Origin of the sequence: Peribacillus kribbensis DSM 17871 (genome assembly GCF_000430765.1) — a bacterium.
Lineage (GTDB): Bacteria > Bacillota > Bacilli > Bacillales > DSM-1321 > Paraperibacillus > Paraperibacillus kribbensis.
In genome coordinates this window covers 318,870-335,844 of record NZ_KE387237.1, presented here as the reverse complement: position 1 = coordinate 335,844, position 16,975 = coordinate 318,870, and the positions used below count along the sequence as shown (strand labels likewise).

Annotated in this window: 12 protein-coding genes; 1 reads left to right on the top strand and 11 read right to left on the bottom strand. The window is 36.6% G+C overall.

Features of this window, described 5'->3' with window-relative positions:
* Positions 1–106: 106 nt before the first annotated feature.
* The 3 genes from H539_RS28450 to H539_RS0112810 all read right to left on the bottom strand — a co-directional run bounded on the left by H539_RS28450 (position 107) and on the right by H539_RS0112810 (position 2,556).
* On the bottom strand, positions 107–1,465 hold the full coding sequence (locus H539_RS28450) for an NAD(P)-binding domain-containing protein (RefSeq protein WP_035322537.1): 1,359 nt from the start codon (positions 1,463–1,465) through the stop codon (positions 107–109).
* A 13-nt stretch (positions 1,466–1,478) separates the two neighbouring features.
* Positions 1,479–1,976, bottom strand: coding sequence for an arsinothricin resistance N-acetyltransferase ArsN1 family A (locus H539_RS0112820; protein WP_026693849.1), 498 nt, complete (start codon positions 1,974–1,976; stop codon positions 1,479–1,481).
* A 250-nt stretch (positions 1,977–2,226) separates the two neighbouring features.
* Positions 2,227–2,556 carry an ArsR/SmtB family transcription factor gene (locus tag H539_RS0112810; RefSeq protein WP_026693848.1) on the bottom strand — a complete coding sequence of 110 codons (330 nt, stop codon included), beginning with the start codon at positions 2,554–2,556 and terminating at the stop codon, positions 2,227–2,229.
* A 361-nt stretch (positions 2,557–2,917) separates the two neighbouring features.
* Here H539_RS0112810 and H539_RS0112805 point away from each other — a divergent pair, with 361 nt between their 5' ends.
* Positions 2,918–3,289, top strand: coding sequence for a cyclic-phosphate processing receiver domain-containing protein (locus H539_RS0112805; RefSeq protein ID WP_026693847.1), 372 nt, complete (start codon positions 2,918–2,920; stop codon positions 3,287–3,289).
* A gap of 368 nt (positions 3,290–3,657) precedes the next feature.
* Here the strand turns inward: H539_RS0112805 and H539_RS0112800 are convergent, their stop codons facing one another.
* The 8 genes from H539_RS0112800 to H539_RS0112745 all read right to left on the bottom strand — a co-directional run bounded on the left by H539_RS0112800 (position 3,658) and on the right by H539_RS0112745 (position 16,925).
* Entirely contained in the window at positions 3,658–3,900 is a 243-nt protein-coding gene (locus H539_RS0112800; RefSeq protein ID WP_026693846.1) for a hypothetical protein, read from the bottom strand.
* A 455-nt stretch (positions 3,901–4,355) separates the two neighbouring features.
* Positions 4,356–4,511, bottom strand: a complete 156-nt coding sequence (locus H539_RS31505; RefSeq protein WP_155890027.1) for a hypothetical protein — start codon at positions 4,509–4,511, stop codon at positions 4,356–4,358.
* A gap of 403 nt (positions 4,512–4,914) precedes the next feature.
* A complete protein-coding gene (dnaN, locus tag H539_RS0112775; RefSeq protein WP_026693844.1) occupies positions 4,915–6,045 on the bottom strand; it encodes a DNA polymerase III subunit beta in 1,131 nt (376 codons plus the stop codon).
* A 50-nt stretch (positions 6,046–6,095) separates the two neighbouring features.
* Positions 6,096–6,824, bottom strand: coding sequence for a hypothetical protein (locus tag H539_RS0112770; RefSeq protein ID WP_026693843.1), 729 nt, complete (start codon positions 6,822–6,824; stop codon positions 6,096–6,098).
* 1,118 nt (positions 6,825–7,942) lie between these two features.
* Entirely contained in the window at positions 7,943–9,535 is a 1,593-nt protein-coding gene (locus H539_RS0112765) for a recombinase family protein (protein ID WP_026693842.1), read from the bottom strand.
* Complete coding sequence (locus H539_RS0112760; protein ID WP_026693841.1) at positions 9,519–10,937, bottom strand: recombinase family protein; 1,419 nt, start codon at positions 10,935–10,937, stop codon at positions 9,519–9,521. Before H539_RS0112760 ends, H539_RS0112765 begins: the two co-directional genes overlap by 17 nt.
* A gap of 679 nt (positions 10,938–11,616) precedes the next feature.
* Positions 11,617–13,569, bottom strand: coding sequence for a zinc-ribbon domain-containing protein (locus tag H539_RS30155; RefSeq protein WP_051348560.1), 1,953 nt, complete (start codon positions 13,567–13,569; stop codon positions 11,617–11,619).
* 239 nt (positions 13,570–13,808) lie between these two features.
* The gene (locus H539_RS0112745; protein ID WP_026693840.1) at positions 13,809–16,925 is read right to left on the bottom strand and encodes a metallophosphoesterase; all 3,117 of its coding nucleotides are present in this window, start codon (positions 16,923–16,925) and stop codon (positions 13,809–13,811) included.
* Between the last annotated feature and the right edge of the window lie 50 nt (positions 16,926–16,975).

Below are 16,975 nucleotides of genomic sequence, written 5' to 3'. Positions count from 1 at the left end.
AACACTCCCACTTCACGGTAGCCCATATGACGAATTGTTTGTTTGAAACCATATGTCACTCCTATACAAAGGTACCAGCCTGTGAACAGACTGGTTCTATGTGTTATCAGCAGCAGGAAGAACGGCTAATTTCAAGCTTGACGGGCACGCCGCAACATGAGCTTGTTTGCTCGGCAGAGCTACTAGAGTCACAGCAGCTGGTTGCAATATTGGTGTTGCAGACGCCAGTTTCAGGAAGCTCCAATTGAACTTCTTTTGCCCCCTCAAAGTCTCCTGTCAAATAGGCCACCACAGAACGGACCTGTTCATATCCTGTTGCAAGAAGGAAGGTAGGAGCACGTCCGTAGCTTTTCATGCCCACGATATAGAAATTCTTTTCAGGCTGCCGAAGTTCAGCTTCTCCATGGGGGCGAACCGTACCGCAGCTATGAACATTCGGGTCGATAAGCGGTGCAAGAGCCATCACGCTTTCAACCGCTGGATCGGTACTCAGCCGTAATTCTTGTAAAAAACTTGTATCTGGTCTAAAACCAGTGCTCACTATTAGCTCGTCAACTTCCTTTATGGATACTTCTTCTCCTTTAAGGTCTCCAACTACGCTGATTTTTCCGGCAGTCTCGCTCACTCTGTGGATATAAAAAGGAGTAAGGATGTTAATTTGATTTGCATCCACCAATTTTTGAATCCTGATTCCGAGTTCTCCCCGTGCTGGAAGGCCATCATTTTCCTGACCGCCATATACATCCTGGACCTTTGTTTTTCTCATAGTCCAGTATATTTGTGTGTCAGGGAATTCTCCTTTTAGATCCGCCAATTCGAGTAGAGCGTTTATGGCGGAATGACCGCTTCCAATCACCATGACTGCCTTATTCTTATAACGAGATTCCAGGTCCTTCACATTCGGGATGCCATAGTAGATACGATCTTCCAGTATTTTTTCTGCTTTTGTCCAAATTCCATTGGAAAGGATCGGATTTGGACGCCTCCAGGTTCCAGAAGAGTCAATCACGGCTCTTGCCTCAAACACTTTTGCATTTCCTTCTATTTCCACATATACCTGAAAAGGAGCATTTTCTCTTTGTGCCGTTTTCAGTTTATCAAATCCTTTTCTCGCGACTCCCACTACTTTTGCATTGAGGTAAATCTTTGTTTTCATCTCAGGGAGATGGCTTAGTGGCAGAAGATAGTCGTTTACAAGTTCACCGCCTGTCGGTAGTTCTTCATCATTCGGTGGAGACCATTCTGACTTTAACAGAAGCTCCTTTGCTGCTCGATCCATGTTGTACTGCCACGGTGAAAACATACGGACGTGTCCCCATTCAAGCACGCTTGATCCAATGGAGCTTCCTGATTCAAAGAGGATAAACTCCTCACCCTTTCCGAGTAATTGGGCCGCTGCCGCAAGCCCTACGGGACCTCCTCCAATGATAGCAACTGGAAGTACTTGCTGTTCGATTTTATTCATTGCTTTTTCCCTCCTAGATTAAAAGTTTTTCCATGGCCATTACATCGACATAATGCCCATCTAAAATACCTTGATTCTCATACACTCCTACAATTCGGTATCCCTTTTTCTTGTACAGGCCCTGCCCTAATTCATTAAAGGGGAATGTAGAAAGGATGATCTTATGAAATTCATTTTCTTGTGCCAGGTCTTCAATGGAGGTGATCAGCCTTCCTCCTATTCCTTTTCCGCGGTATCCTCTCTTTATATAGACGGATAAGTCTGCCACCCCCTTATAGGCGGCACGTGCATTGTATACGTTTAAACTTGCCCATCCAACTATTTCTCCATCATTCTGGGCCACAATTGCTTTGTATCGACCCTGATGCTTGTTAAACCAATCCAGCATATAAGGATAATCTTTCGTTTCTGTTTCCAGTGTTGCAATTCGATCAATGATGCCTTCATTGTATATTTCTAGGATCTTTTCAGAATCACCAAGAGAAGCAAGCCGAATAGTTAACTTATCCATTTTTTCGAAGCATCTCCTATCCATACAATTCAATCGTTTGTTCTAGGTAAGCAGGCCGATGTCTAGCCGATCCTTACCTAGATGTTGATGTTAGTTGTAGTATGTTTGGCTGTTAGCTTGAAGGTATTGGTTCATTTCGTCCAGCTTCACTTTCATTATGATTTCTAACTCATGATTCATATTATATCTCTCCTTAATCAAATTATATTGATATATTAATCAAAAAAAATTGATATATCTTTTAAAAAAATTAGCAGCAGCCTGGTGGCTTAAATATACAACAGAGCTGTTCTGATAAAAGGGCATTCAATTCTTTTTGGTTAACTTGGTAATAGCTCCACGTTCCTTTTGTTTCTTTCTCGATCAATCCTGCGTCTAATAATATTTTCAGATGGTAAGATAACTTGGATTGGGTCATTCCAATGATGGGCTCTATATCACATACACACATGCTTCCATTTATAGTAAGAATATTCATAATGTGTAGCCGCTTTTTGTCCGCCAACGCTTTAAATTTTGCTTCATATTTTTCAAACACGGAATCTAAGCTGACATCTTCTAAAGGTATTTTTATGTCCATTTCTTCATCTCCTTACATCAACTATTCTTGATATAGTCTCAATATATACCAAAGAATTCCTTTTCGCAATTGTTAAATAAAAATTTATTGTTTTATGTTTGGCTTTACTCTTGTTCAGCTAACCTGCCCTTTTAGAAAAAAAAAGCTGCTTAAGCAGCAGATTGATCCTCAACTAATGCACCCTTTAGTTTAATAAGCAGACAAAGAGTATAATTTTAAAAGTTTGTTTTTTTAGCTTTAAAGTCGAATATGCCCTCGGTGTTTCAATGTTGTGTTAGACTTAATATATATAAAACTATTTTATCCAAGGAATATCCGACTTTTCTTAGTCAACCCTTGTATGAGGGAAGGAGTTTAAGAAATGGAGACAATTAGTGTATTCCTAGATGATTATCGCAAAGCACCTGACGGCTATGTGTTAGCCGAGACCATTGATGAGTGTGTAGTGTTATTGAAAAAATTTGATATTAAACATCTCTCTTTAGATCACGATTTATTAAATAAAACAAGAAATGGTTTTATGCTTGTTCAAAAAATGATTAAGGAAAAGCTATTCGCTGAACGCATATCTATTCATTCTGCCAATTCCGTTGGCGGTAAAGCTATGTACAACAGTTTAAAACAAGCACAACACGACTTTATAATGCCCCTTAGCATTATTGTATCCTTAAGACCATTGCCGCTCAATTTCTTCCCACCAAAGGTTCTTCAACATTATTTGGAAATACGGTAAACCCTTCTCATTTACATTTCAACGCTGGATATCTTATTTATTCAATCAGTTACAATTCCGAACTATATTATTATCAATGGGGAATGGACCTTAGTATGAAGAAAATATCCCCCTGGATTATTTACTAAAAAGGGGAATCATTATTGGCTATAATTTGTCTGAGAAAATAGATGTCCCTACGAATCATTTCTCTGTAGCGTGGAAGTGAACACCTTTGTAAATCCATCAGAGAGAAGAACCTTCCAAGCTCTCTCCTCAATAAAAATTGTTCTAAGTCAGGCATTCATCCTTTTATTGGTGTAGTGCCATCCGTTTACTATGCTTTTTGAAATACCTACAATTTCAATTACTTTTCATCCTTGCTACCCCTATTCAATGATTGTTCCGCATTCCGGGCATGCTTCTCCCTTTTCATATCCGAATATCTTCTTCATTACCCTGCAACATTCATTAGGACCCAAGCTCTTCTTTATTGCCTCTATCTCTTCATCTGTTAGTATATCTTCATCCAGTGGTAGGGCTTCCGGATTGCATACACATGGTCTATCCTCTATCCAGCCAGTTCCTCCACATTTACATAGATCATCGACTAATCTTTTAATACCGCTCATACCTTGTACTCTTCTCCCTTTTCTCTAGCTTCTTTTTTTTCTATTCTTTAGTTCTTGTTCTGAACTAATACCATTCCTTTCTTTATATCTTAATTCGTTGTGGAGGACGTATCTCATTTCGGTGAGGATTCTAACTCTTTTTTCCTCTTCACAATTATTGATAGTTCCTAGGGTCTGGTACAACCAATGAAGTTGGGTTTGATTCAGTTTCTTGGAGATTGCTAACCAGTGTCTGTTCTTTGTCATTCCGTCCATGTTACTTCACCTCTTTTCTTATGAAGGATTCATGGTTCTGGTCATACTACTCATGGTAGTCCAAGGCCTCCATTTCTTTCTTATATTCCAGATACATATTGGCAATCTGTGAAGGACCATACTTCATAGGAGGAGTTCTCATTAACATTCATCCCTTTCTAGGCAATCTTGGCAAAACTGGGGAGTAGGCAATAAGCCTATCACCCCAGGAACTTCGGAAACTCCTTCTTACAACTTTGGCATCGAAGGTAGGCTTCCACGTTTTCATATTCTTTAACTGTCTTTGCCATTCGTTCTCCATATTGTTCCCTGATCTGCTCCAGCCTGAGGGTAATTCCTTTGTCATCGTACTTCATCGTATTCCATCCCTTCCCATGGATTCATATAACTTCTCATATGGGCCATCAGGAGAGGAGTAGGGACCTTATAGAAGTCCGGTTCTGGATCCTTGAAGGATTCCATTCCTGGAAGGGCTGCTACATGTTCGGGGCATGCTTTTTCATCCAGCATGCGAGACCCAGAATACTTCACTACCAATCACATTTTTTATTGCATTATTAATTATGATAATTGGAACCTATTTTGCATCTACAGAAGGTAAGGAAAAATCAGGTGTTGTTCTATTAATGCCCCACCCGATAGAAACAATAAACAGCCACATCGTTAACAGCATAAAATCTGCCGAATGACAGAAATGCTTTAAATGTAGCAAATCACCTACAAAAGGGATCTACACCCACCATGATAGAATCATATCTATTAATTTCGTACTACTGGTATAATTAGATAGGAATAGTATGGATTTCCCACTGGTTTAATTAAGACAGGCTTCATCGATTCAACAAAACAAATACTTAGCTCATCTTCTTTAACTACTTTTAACATATCTAACAAAAGACTTCCATCAAGTGTAATTTTAAAATCTGTGTTACCGGATACCTCCTTGATACTTATAATTTCTTCTATATTCCCTATCTCGGTTGAAGTAGAAGAAATTTTCATTTTCATACCATCTTGTAATTCTAGATTTATATTGTTATTTCTGATGTCTTTAGAAAAAATTGCTGCTCTATCCACACCCTCTGCGAATTGTTCAGTACAAACGGTGAAAATCGCATTGAAATCCTTTGAAAACATCCCTGAAGTGCTAGGAAAAGTCCCCTCAATTAGCCTTGAGAAAAATGAGATATGACTTGTCTTAAATACAACATAGCTATTTGTAGCGGAAATTTTCACCATTTCCGTATGGCCTTTTAATACTTTGGAAAGTCCATCTAAATTCGTTCTTGGGACAATGAAAGTTCCAATAATATTTGATTCTATCATTTGCTCTCTTAGAGCTAATCTATAAGAGTCTGTGGCAACACATTCAAGATTCTTTTCTTTAAAAGACATGTTAACTCCCGTCAGTGTGGGTTTTATCTCACTTTTCGAGGTGGCGAATGATGTTTGACTTATAACATTTGTTAAGTCATCACTTTGAATCAATGCAAATTTAGAGTCATCTATTTCTGGCAGCTTAGGATACTCTTTTGGGTCAAAACCATTCAACTTAGATACGATATCTCCAGATTTAATAATGACCGAATAGTTTTGTTTGACTTTAACATGTATTTCCTGAGGAAACCTCTTAACCATCTCAGATAAAAATTTTGCTGGTAAAACTACACTTCCTGCTTGGTGAATTTCTAAAACTATATCGTTTTCTTCTCCTAAAGGAACGATACGCTGAATGATCACATTAGAGTTTGTACCGACTAAAATTAGGCCTTCTTTATTTGCTTCCAATTTAATATCCGTTACGTTAGGAGTATAAGTGTTTTGTGTTATTGGTCTGATTACATCACTAATCGCTTTAAAAAAATAGTCTTTATCAATCAAAAATTCCATTAAATTATTCACCTTACCCTCTATTCGAATGTACTCTTCACGAATGTAAATTAATCTTCTAACAACCCCTCATCTCCAGGGGGAGGCTCATTCTTTTCAGTGGGTAGTCCGAAGAATGATATAGCAGCTTCCCTAATTAATTTCTCAAATGTTTCTTTCTTTTTCCCCGTGATAGGACACGAATAGAACCCGGGTTCCGTTTTTAAAATGTGGTCCAATAATTTCTTGTCTTCTTTGAAATACTCTCTGTAAAAACGCAACATGTCCAAGTCTTGGAAATCTGTTATTCCAGTTTTGTTCTGAACTAATTTTGTAAAAGATTCCAACGAATAGTTGACTCCCTTTAGTCTATTTTTTAGATTTACTCCCTTCTCTCTATGTTCCTTTATTGCATTAGGGACTTTAATGTCTTGAAATGAATCTAGTTTTTCCCTAATACGTTTTACTTCAGATACAAGTTCAGTAAGAATTGTTAAAGTTTCTTGTTCAAGTTGTTGAGTACGATTACTGAATTGGAGGGGAATACCATACTCATCTTCAAATGAATTTTGTGTTGGCATTTGTGCACTATTAAAGATATCGATTAAGCGAGGACGAACCTTTTCAATAAAATCCAATAATTTATCTTCCTCAATTTTCCACCCCTCTTTATTACTTACAGGTTCCGGTGCCTCAATTTTTCCTTCCCTAAGCCAGCGGGCTACTACCTGGGGCTGTGATGTAATGTAGTATTGCTCAAGGAGTTTGGTTGCTTCAAATAAATTCAAAACTTTAGACAATTTTTCGCCCTCCTTTTCTTCTTAAATATATGATTATAGGACAAGCCTTAAGCCAACTAATTGGTTCAATTTGTTGGGGTTGATATGCCATGGTTTAGGAATTAATTAGTCCTTTAATCAAGATGGAGAAAAATGATGATTAGGAGATGAGATGGTTTTCATGCCTTGGCTCGTAAATATGTCATACGTAAAAAAGCCCCAAAAAGGTAGGCGGCTTTTAACAATATGTGATGTTATCAAAAATTAGAAAAGATAAATCCACTGGCAGCTCCGTTTCTTCTTTCATCGTTTGAGAATGACAATTGTGGTATATAACCTTTCATCCCGCCCAGGATCCTACTCCAAACTTCCTTACAAGGTTATGTAAGTTAGTTTTGAAATTAAATTAGTCCAGGATAGAGATTTCGGCGATAGGATCTTTTTAGATTGGGACGTTATTTTTTTCCAACTCCAATTGAAATTCCTCTATTCCAATTCTCCTTTTCAATTCACAACACCACCTGTTCAATTAATATAAGCGGGACAAGGCGTACCAAAAATTTTAGTAATTACTTCAGTAGCTATATAAGTAACTACTTCAGTTATAATCAAAAAATACAAGAAACCGAGAAATTCCAACATTATATTCAAATAACCGAGAGGCATCAAAAGACCTATTGTCGAACAATTCCGAAATATAAAATATACTAAGAAACCTGTCCTCCTGCTTGATCCCACTGAATATCAGGAAAAAAAACTCGGTTATATACTATAAATGGGATCCCGTGTATAGTATATAACCGAGAAATTATAGCAGCTTGTACAAATAGCCGAGAAGCAATGAATAAAGAGAAATTTAGTGAAAATGTTAAAGTCGAATAGCCCAAAACTTTAAATCACATTTAAAGAAAAATATTTCCTTAAGGTCGAGAAATTTTAGCAATCGACAGTAAAGAGAGATAAGTCTTAGTTTTTGTCATTAATGTTTTTTGAGGGGTATTAAAAAAGAGGAATTGGAGTAAAGTAATGGGGTTTTTTCTAGGACTCGCGGTTCCCATATGTTTATAGGAAATTAAAGATCTTTTGGTATGTATTTTATGTTCAATAAAAATCCCTGAGTCAGTGACTCAGGGTTTAACCTAATTCTTCATCCTCCTTATTTCAATTGGAAAGGACTTATCGGGAATAGTATTAAATTTAAAACTAATCTTGTTATCAATGGATAACCGGCACTCTCTAATAAATAATTGGGCCATTGACCGTCTTACACTCTGCTCCATGTTATCGAACTCCAAACTGTTAATCTTCAAGAGAAATTTTGAAAAATATTTACTTTCGTCTCTTAATAAGGATTCCAACTGCTTAATTTCATATTCATACTGCTCTTTAGTCTTTTTATTCTTTATAAGCTGCGACTCTACATCTTCCCTGGTTATAAGATAAGCAATCATTAAAGGATCCATTTCTTCTTTACTATTTAGCAGTACATTTTCCGGGGGACCGTTTAGTCGAATCCCTTCAAGATCATTCAGGGTTTTTTTTAATCCATCCATTTCCCGTACCAAGTGGTCTAACATGGACCTTTTTTGATCCAGTACCTCCAGAAAGCGAGAGCGAATCTCCGTTGAATTTTCTACACTGTTTAGCCAAACTGTTCTCCAGTACCGCTTAAACAAACCATGCAAGGAGTCCGCTAGTACTTTATTTCTGCAGTTAACACAAATGTACCAATAGTCTCCATATACCTTACGTTTCCCCTTGCTTGTCTGATCTTTACCTTTCATAAATTCATTGCAGCTGCAAATAAGCAGTCCATTGAAGATAAAAGGAGTACTTTGGAATTTTGGGGCCTTATCTTTAACCAGCGTATACCTTTCCCAGCAATATTCCCACTCAGCCATAGTTATAGGTGGATCCTCAATCCAATCACATTTGAATCCTATCCAATCGCTTCTTGGATTTAGAGTGTTTCCCCCATTTTTGCCTTTCGAACGGTTGTAAACCAGGTACCCACAGTAAAATGGGTTTGTTATTATGTGCTTTACACTATTTGCCGACCATTTTCTTTTCTTTGTTTCATAAACAACATTTTTACCTTTACTTAATTCATCTGCAATAAAATTAAAAGAGTGCCCTTTTTGATACCACTGGAATATTAGTTTTACTCTTTTTATTTCATCCGGAACAGGTGTAAATTTTAGCACTCTTCCCTCATGCTTGAGCAACTGATATCCATAAGGTGGTTTACCTCCCGTCCATTTTTCTTGTTTGATCAATTCCTGCATCGCATGATGAGTTCTAGTTGAAAGGACATCAACCTCGTATTTAGTCATTCCGTCGACCAAAATATTTTTTATCAAATCATCCGTATTGTAGGTTTCTCCTTTGGAGGCGATAATTACGTCCAGTTCTAGTTCCCTAAATAATTTTCTTAAAATTTGATGTTCCTTAGGCTGGCGGCTAATACGATCCTCTGATGACACAATAACTGTATCTATTTCTTTGTTTTTAGCGTCCTTAATTAACTTCTCCAGATCTGCTCTTTGTGTATAAGGCTTGTTATATGCAGATATTATATCCGTATATTTTTTAACCTTATCACCTATTTCTTTCTCTCTTAAAAAGCTGTTTATAACTTCCTCTTGCATATCTTCCTTTTGCCTTTTCGTAGAGACTCTCTCATATAGTGCAATTTTTTTAGATTCTTTTATTATTTCATTTATATTTTTCAAGAAGTACTTCTCCTTTAAAAAACTCAGAGTAAATCACATCTATCCCGTCCGGCTGAAGAATGACTGACTTAATCATTTTTAATAAAAAAGGAGTCAAGGTTTCACTCTTGCCCTCTTTAATCCAATTAACTATTTCATCAAACTTTAGCATATTCATCTTTTCCTCAATGAGAAACAGTTTTCTTTTGCTACGGTTGATTCTACCTATTTGTTCCTTGTAACTATAGACCAGGTCACTTAGCTCTTTTTCACGAACCCCATGACTGACACATATGCTTAGTAAATCCTTTATGTCTTTCTTTGTCTTTTCTACGGCACTTTCGAGATCACTTAAATTTCTTCTTTCTGGTCTTGAGTGCTTTTCAGATAAAAAATTTCTTATATTGGTCTGAATTTCCTTATCCAATACTAAGATCTTTTCTAATTGAATTAAAGCTGCGGAAATTACCTCATCGTCCATACTCTTCATATCCACTTTTATGTGTTTCTTCGGGCAACTGTATAAGGAAGTGCCTGCTTTAACTCTTTCCGTACATTTCCAACAATGGACTCGCCCTTTAAGTAAAGCATTATACTTTTCTCTCTTCTCTTTATATTTTGGAAGAAGAACTGTTAGCTTACGATTAGCCTCAGTCCATTCTTCCTCATTCACCACTTTTAAGTCTTCTAAGACCCCAGGATACTCATATCTTTCTCCTTCAAAATTCTGTACCAATCTTCCTATATGCAACTCTCTTGGAATTACTGATTTTGCATTTAGATCATATTCGCAAAGTAAAGGATCATTTTTTATTTCATTATTCAAATCTTTAAGAGTAAACCCTTTGAAATCTATAACTATTTGATATATTCGGCGAATAATCGCCTTATGCTCCTCATCTATTGACAAATCTCCTTTATTAACCTGGTACCCAAAAGGCGGCTTACCACCTGCTCTTTTTCCTTTGAGTACCAAGTCCTTTCTAGAAGTAATGAGTCGCTTCACTATGTTTTCCGCTTCATGTTGGGCTAGACCTGCGAGTAAAGTCTCTACTAGCTCTCCCACTGGCCCATGAAATAATGGGGGTTCATTATCTGCCGAAAAACACAGTTGGACTTGATGGTCCTGAAGAATTTGAATAATCTCAAGATACTGCTCAACATTCCTCGCAAGACGGTCTCTTTTATAAACAATAATCCTTGCAATCATCCCAGCCTTCACATCTTCTAATAGCCTTTTAAGCCATGGCCGATCATATAAGGGAGTTTTTCTTGCTGATAGGAAGCCTTCGTTGTATATGGAATCTACCATCCAATTATTTCGTTTTGCAGTTGTTAAACAGGTACTCTTTTGAACTTCTAGAGAATACTTTTGTTTGTCTTTTTCTAAAGACTGCCGGATATATATAACTGTTTTTTTCATATACTCCCCCTCGATGGATCTTCTCTTAAGTATTCTTCCAACTTTTCTTCTATGATTGAGAAGAAAAGAGCCTTCCACTCTTTTTCAAACTGCGGACAATACTCAAACTGAGTAGATAAAACGTCTAACTCTCTTATTGGGTTAAATTTCATTTTGTTTTTCATCTTCCTTTCGGCCTATATATCTAGAGTAAGCCAAAGAAAGAATCTTATTCACAAACATGAACAATATATTCAAAATTATGAATATGTCTGTTTTTTGGAATCATTACAGCCAGTTTCCTCCTTTGTACATTATTATGTTAGTTGGAACGATGGACAACCCTATTTAAAGGAGACAAGTTTTTTCTTGGTTACATGTTTTATAAGTTGTAGAAATTGATTGAAACTTTTGTAGTAATTTAGTTGATATAACCGGTCATGGTTGTAGTACTGGGAAGATATGAACAAACACCTAAGGTGAGTAAAGTTGCAGTATATTAGTGCGGCCAATTAAGCTATTTAAATTTTCATAATAAAAAAGAACAGCCTTGATCGGCTGCCCTGAATGTATTAAACATGTCTTCCGTAAAAGAATATCTTCCTCTAAACTTTACTTAAGAAGGACCTAATAAATCTATCTCAAAAGATGGCTAACAGGAGGGTAGAAGCAAATGAAAACCTTAAGTTAAACGAGAAATCTATTTCTTTGAACACATTGAACATCTTTTTTTGGAATAGATTTTCGCTTCCCATTCATGGCCGCAGTTTCCGAGCCACCATACTTTTTTATCGCTTCCAGAGGTAACTTCGGTTGGCTGTAAATCCCCATTTTTCGTTGGGTGCCATTCTTTGGCCGCTTTTGGATTGGTCGTGGCCAAATCATTAAACCCTTGTAATACCAGTCGATTATCACAGTACGGGCAGCCTGTGCCTCTGTTTCGGCTGTTCACTCTCGCTTCCCATTCGTGACCGCAGCTCCCGAGCCACCACACTTTTTTGTTGCTTTTATCCACCACGCCAGAAGGTTTCAAATCCCCATTTTTTGAGGGATGCCATTCTTTTGCTAGTTGGGGGTGAAGGGTTTCGAGATCGTTAAAACCGGCCCATACATATTTATTGGAACAATACGGACATCCATGCCCCCCTTTGTTCCGGCTACCGATCACCGCTTCCCAATCATGGCCGCATTCTCCGAGCCACCAGACGGTTTTCTTGCTGCCGCTTAACACATCAGACGGATGAAGATTCCCGTTTTTAACTGGATGCCATTGTTTCGATAGGATGGGATTTTCTGTGGCCAGATCGTTGACTCCTACCTGCAGGCTTCGTCGATGGACAATTTTATGGCCCTTTTCTTCATAACAGACCGGGCATCCATTCCCATGAATTCGATTGTTCACTTTGGCGGTCCACTCGTGGCCGCATGTCCCGAGCCACCAGGCATCTTTATTCGAACTGTAAGGAATATGCTCAGTTGTGAGATTTCCGTTTTTGGTTGGATGCCATTCCTCGGCGATATCTGGTCTCATAAAAGCGAGAGATTTTTGTTTTTCAGAACGATAATAGGCCTCCATGATTACAGAGCGGTCGCGGTCTAAATCCACATCCGCTGCGGCATTCATCTTGAAGGTTTGGTTAATATACAAAATGATAAAGTCGATGCATTCTTTCAGTTCCCTTTCATGAAGCGTCTTTCGAGCGAAGCTTGTGACATGCTCCGGCAATTTCGGGCACTTCGGCTCCCGGATTCGGATCACATCAATTCCATTTTCTCTGCACAGATCGTTCTTTTGAATATCTTTTAGGGCGTTCTTGTGGTAGAATTCACCGTCATATTCGATGGCAAGAGAAAGGCTTGGAATATAGATATCCACTTCCTTTTTTCGAAGAAAATGAGGGCGGTAATTCTCCTCTGCATCCTGGAATACCTGTTTCAAATAATAAAAAAGGACTTTTTCATTAAACGAAGACTTTCTTTCGATATCACAGTGAGGGCATCCTGTCCCGTTCTTTTTGGAACGGTTACTTACAGATGCTTTGTAACTATGGCCTTTTTGGCAAAGCCACCAGACTCGCTTATGCGTTCCGGCTACAAGCTGGGTGGGAAGCAAGTCCCCATTTTTTTCAACATCCCATTCCCTGCACAATTCACGGTGAGTGGAAGCCAAATCATTGAACCCAATTAAAATGATCTTGTTTTGGCAAATCGGACATCCGCTTTTCATTCGAACTCTATTGCTTGGTGTTGCCTGCCATTGATGGCTGCATGAGCCCAGCCACCATACTTTTATGTCACTTGCCGGACTGATCTCATCCGGAGTAAAGGTTCCGTTTTTCACAGGGTGCCATTCTTTTGCCAGATCTGGAAACCGGCTGGCGAGCGATCCCCTTCTTTTCACCAGGGCTTTTTTAATATTATCGGAATGTTTCATTTTTCGGCATGGATCATAAGGGCAATCTCTACCACTTCTTCTATCGTTTATGATGGCCTGATAACTTCGATGGCAGACCGGACACTTCCACCAAACTTTTCGTGTAACTCCGTAACTAATGTTTTTGGGTCCTACTTCTACATTTTTTTCGTAGTCCCACTCCGCTAACAAATTTTCTTTATCGTTTTCGATGCACCATTCATAGAAATTTTTCTTCATAGTGTCCTCTTTTTCACCTACCACCCAAGCTGTGTAGGGGGTTACTTCCAATTTGGTAGTCCGCTGCTGGGTAACTGATGAACAACTTGTGTCTTCTTTTTATGATATAGAATACTTCATATGATCCGTATATTATTAATCATTTTACCTTGTATTCACAAGTACAGCATTTTTCATACAATAACATTAACAAACTAGTTTCTTACACACTAATAATAGATTTCCAATATATAATGGTTTTAGATAACATTATCACTGCTAGGCTTCAATTTCTTTGACATAGCTTCTTCATTAAGTCTTTCAATGTAACGTGACTTTTCTCTTTTTGTAATAACCCCTTTTTCCACAACCAAGTCAGCAACTAAATTATTTATCTTTTGATTTTCTATATCAGACTTTAGATAAAAGAAACGGTAAAAAAGTAATTTCAAAAGTGAGATTTCCCTGATAACCTTGGAGTCTATTTTCTTTAGGAAATTTTCAAGTTTTGAAATGTAGTTTTCTAATCTAAGGTCAGCATATAACATCAAAAGCATAAATTTGTTAAAATCTTTCTCAGTTCTTTCAATAGTCTTCTCTATTATATTTTTTAATTTTGGGGTACCTAGTGTTTGCAACATCTCCCCTTGAATTATCATCGGCAAGCCCGTAGTTAAAACATACTCATACCTTTTAAATATCTCATCCGCAGTATGTTCTTTTAGATCCTCTGCAATTTGTTCCATTATTATCGTATATATTACTCCAATTGAGTCGCAGTACTTCTCGATACTGGTATTAAGGGCCCTTACCTTTTCATCGAATCCTAATAGCTCACAATTTTTTATAACACGAGAATATAAGCTCAATATTTCAAAAAAATCTAACCGTTCTTTCCGCTCTTCTCTTTTTTCTCTTACCATGGGTGGATCTGCTTTTTTCTCAGAATGTCCATTCTTTTCATCTAACATTTTGTCTTTTTCTTGTTCTGATATTTTAATCTTATTTAGCTTTTCTTTCAGATCATCTCTCCGCAACTTATTTGTAAGCAACTCTTCTATTGGTAATTTTGTAAAATCCTCGATTTTAGACAAACCCTTTACCTCTTCATACGCTTCTAACAACCGTTGTTCTAACAATTGTATAACATTGAGGTTTCGACGTTGCAATCCTGTTAAATAAACAATTTCATTTTTGAAGTCTAAATAATTTGTTTCCGATAGTACAAACTCTCTGAATTCCCTATTTTCTTCCATAGCCATATATTTTGCCAGGAATAATTCAAAAAAACATTGCAACCTAAAGAAAACACGTCCATTTTCTTTCTCCAGAATTCCCCTTCGAAAAAATAATCCCTTAAATTCAATAAGATTTGTTTCTAATCCCTTATCTCTAAAATAGTTGATAGTATATTCCTCGAAATCCAACTCTTCTAAATAATACTGTGATTTTTGAACCATAGCAGCTGCTATATAAGAGAGATAATCACTTTTTATAACATAATCAAATGTTTCATACTTCACTTCATCAACATTCACTTTATCCAGTAAGTCTTCCACGAAACGATCAACGAGGGTTGCCTCATTTATTGGAACGTAATTAATTTGTTTTTCAAGGATACTCAATAATAATGAAATAGCAAAAGGAGTTTTAGGAAGGCCCACCGTTTGTAGTATATTAACAATTCTATCCACAAGTTCGTCTTGATTAACATCATTATTGCTTACCCATTTTTTTATAAGTTGTCTAGTTTGAGAACGCCTATATGAATAAAGGTAGTATGTTTCGTATTTTAAATCAAAGTTTACTGAACCCTTCAGTTTCATCATGTCCAAAATATCTTCGTTCATTGTTAAAACAAATCTTATATTTGGATATAGTTTAATAAACTCATTAATCTTTTCTATTTTTGTGCTATTACTCATATCAAGATTATCTATCAATAAAACAAAATCACCGTTTTGTAGGATATCTTCTAACTCAAGAGACTCCGACCCAAACTCATGTAAATATTCACTGATAGCTTTTTTTATTATATTTTTTCCCTTTGATAACTCATTGAAATTTATTATTATTGGTATTTTTGTCTGAATATCTGGGCTATTCATAAACTTATAGCATATATAATTAATAAGTGTTGATTTCCCCATTTCTTTTTTTCCAACAAATAAAAGATTATCTTCTTTACCCAACAACTCATCCAAGTTATAAAAAACTTCTTCCTCATCGCCAGTTGTAAGCTCTGATTGATTGGATATAAGAGGTGGTACATATATATCAGCTATATTTTTTGGGGCATTTGTCTGCTGCGAAAGAACTGATATTAAGTTTCTATTTAAATACTCATTTACTTGTGCTTTTATGTCATTCCTAGTTTCAATGTTTTTTTTTATTATATCAATCCGAACATTGTCACTTAATGTAAAACGTGCTTGTCCATCTTCCACAATATTTAATGCCTTATCAAAAACTCGTCGCTTATCATAATACTCTCTAAGGTTAAGAACCACTTCTTTAGTCGTAAAATCATAGGTAGTAATAGCATAGCCATTAAAAAATCGACCGTCAAACAAAGTTCCGCATTTGTAAAATAGCGTCTTAGCATTATTTTGTAAAATTTGATGTGTATCTTGGGTATGTATATGTCCCGTAAAAACCATGTCAAAACTTGAAAGAAGTCGGGGATAAATTGATTCTCTATCGAATTCTCTTAACCATTCTAAAGGATGGTGTATCATAGCAATTTTAAGATCACAGTCTCTTATATCATTGGCAGCTAAATCAACTTGCCTCTCTCCTACTATTAACCGTCCATAATCCTTAGCACCGCCATAGGCTGTCCAGGACGAATTTAAACAAGCTATACCGACAGTAAACTTCCCAGCCTCTAATATGAAGCTGGAATAAAGGGGATGGGCTTTAACCTGATGGCAATTCTTATTATCATAAAATAACTCTAAAAATGTATAAAAATCCTCTAAACGGCCCAATAATGGTTGATACTCAGCAATTTTATCAACAAAGTCATTTACATTGTCCCTATTTTTAAATTTTTCTGTTAGGTCACCATATAAAAAGTCATTAATATTATTCCTGTTGATGTCATGATTTCCAGGTACAAAGAATATCTTATTTTTATCTAAATTCAATTGATTAAGTAGTGGCTGGATAAAATAATCCATCACAAGATCGTATTCATTATCACCTGAAAAGCCCATTGATCCATTATTAATTAAATCACCGTTAAACAATATAAAGTCAGGGGTTACATCTAATTTCTTTAAATCTTGAAATAAGGCACCCAGTACAATTTTAGTATCAGCCATCTTTTTATTTGAAAAATGTAAATCTGATAAATTTAAAAATGTGGTTTTCATTTTTCACCTCAGGTTTTGTTATTAAATAATTTTATTTTATCACAGTATTC

Bases quoted from the DNA above. Each gene is read 5' to 3' on its own strand.
- H539_RS28450 (WP_035322537.1), bottom strand. From the start codon at position 1,465: ATGAATAAAATCGAACAGCAAGTACTTCCAGTTGCTATCATTGGAGGA.
- H539_RS0112820 (WP_026693849.1), bottom strand. From the start codon at position 1,976: ATGGATAAGTTAACTATTCGGCTTGCTTCTCTTGGTGATTCTGAAAAG.
- H539_RS0112810 (WP_026693848.1), bottom strand. From the start codon at position 2,556: ATGGACATAAAAATACCTTTAGAAGATGTCAGCTTAGATTCCGTGTTT.
- H539_RS0112805 (WP_026693847.1), top strand. From the start codon at position 2,918: ATGGAGACAATTAGTGTATTCCTAGATGATTATCGCAAAGCACCTGAC.
- H539_RS0112800 (WP_026693846.1), bottom strand. From the start codon at position 3,900: ATGAGCGGTATTAAAAGATTAGTCGATGATCTATGTAAATGTGGAGGA.
- H539_RS31505 (WP_155890027.1), bottom strand. From the start codon at position 4,511: ATGAAGTACGATGACAAAGGAATTACCCTCAGGCTGGAGCAGATCAGG.
- dnaN (WP_026693844.1), bottom strand. From the start codon at position 6,045: ATGGAATTTTTGATTGATAAAGACTATTTTTTTAAAGCGATTAGTGAT.
- H539_RS0112760 (WP_026693841.1), bottom strand. From the start codon at position 10,937: ATGAAAAAAACAGTTATATATATCCGGCAGTCTTTAGAAAAAGACAAA.
- H539_RS30155 (WP_051348560.1), bottom strand. From the start codon at position 13,569: ATGAAGAAAAATTTCTATGAATGGTGCATCGAAAACGATAAAGAAAAT.
- H539_RS0112745 (WP_026693840.1), bottom strand. From the start codon at position 16,925: ATGAAAACCACATTTTTAAATTTATCAGATTTACATTTTTCAAATAAA.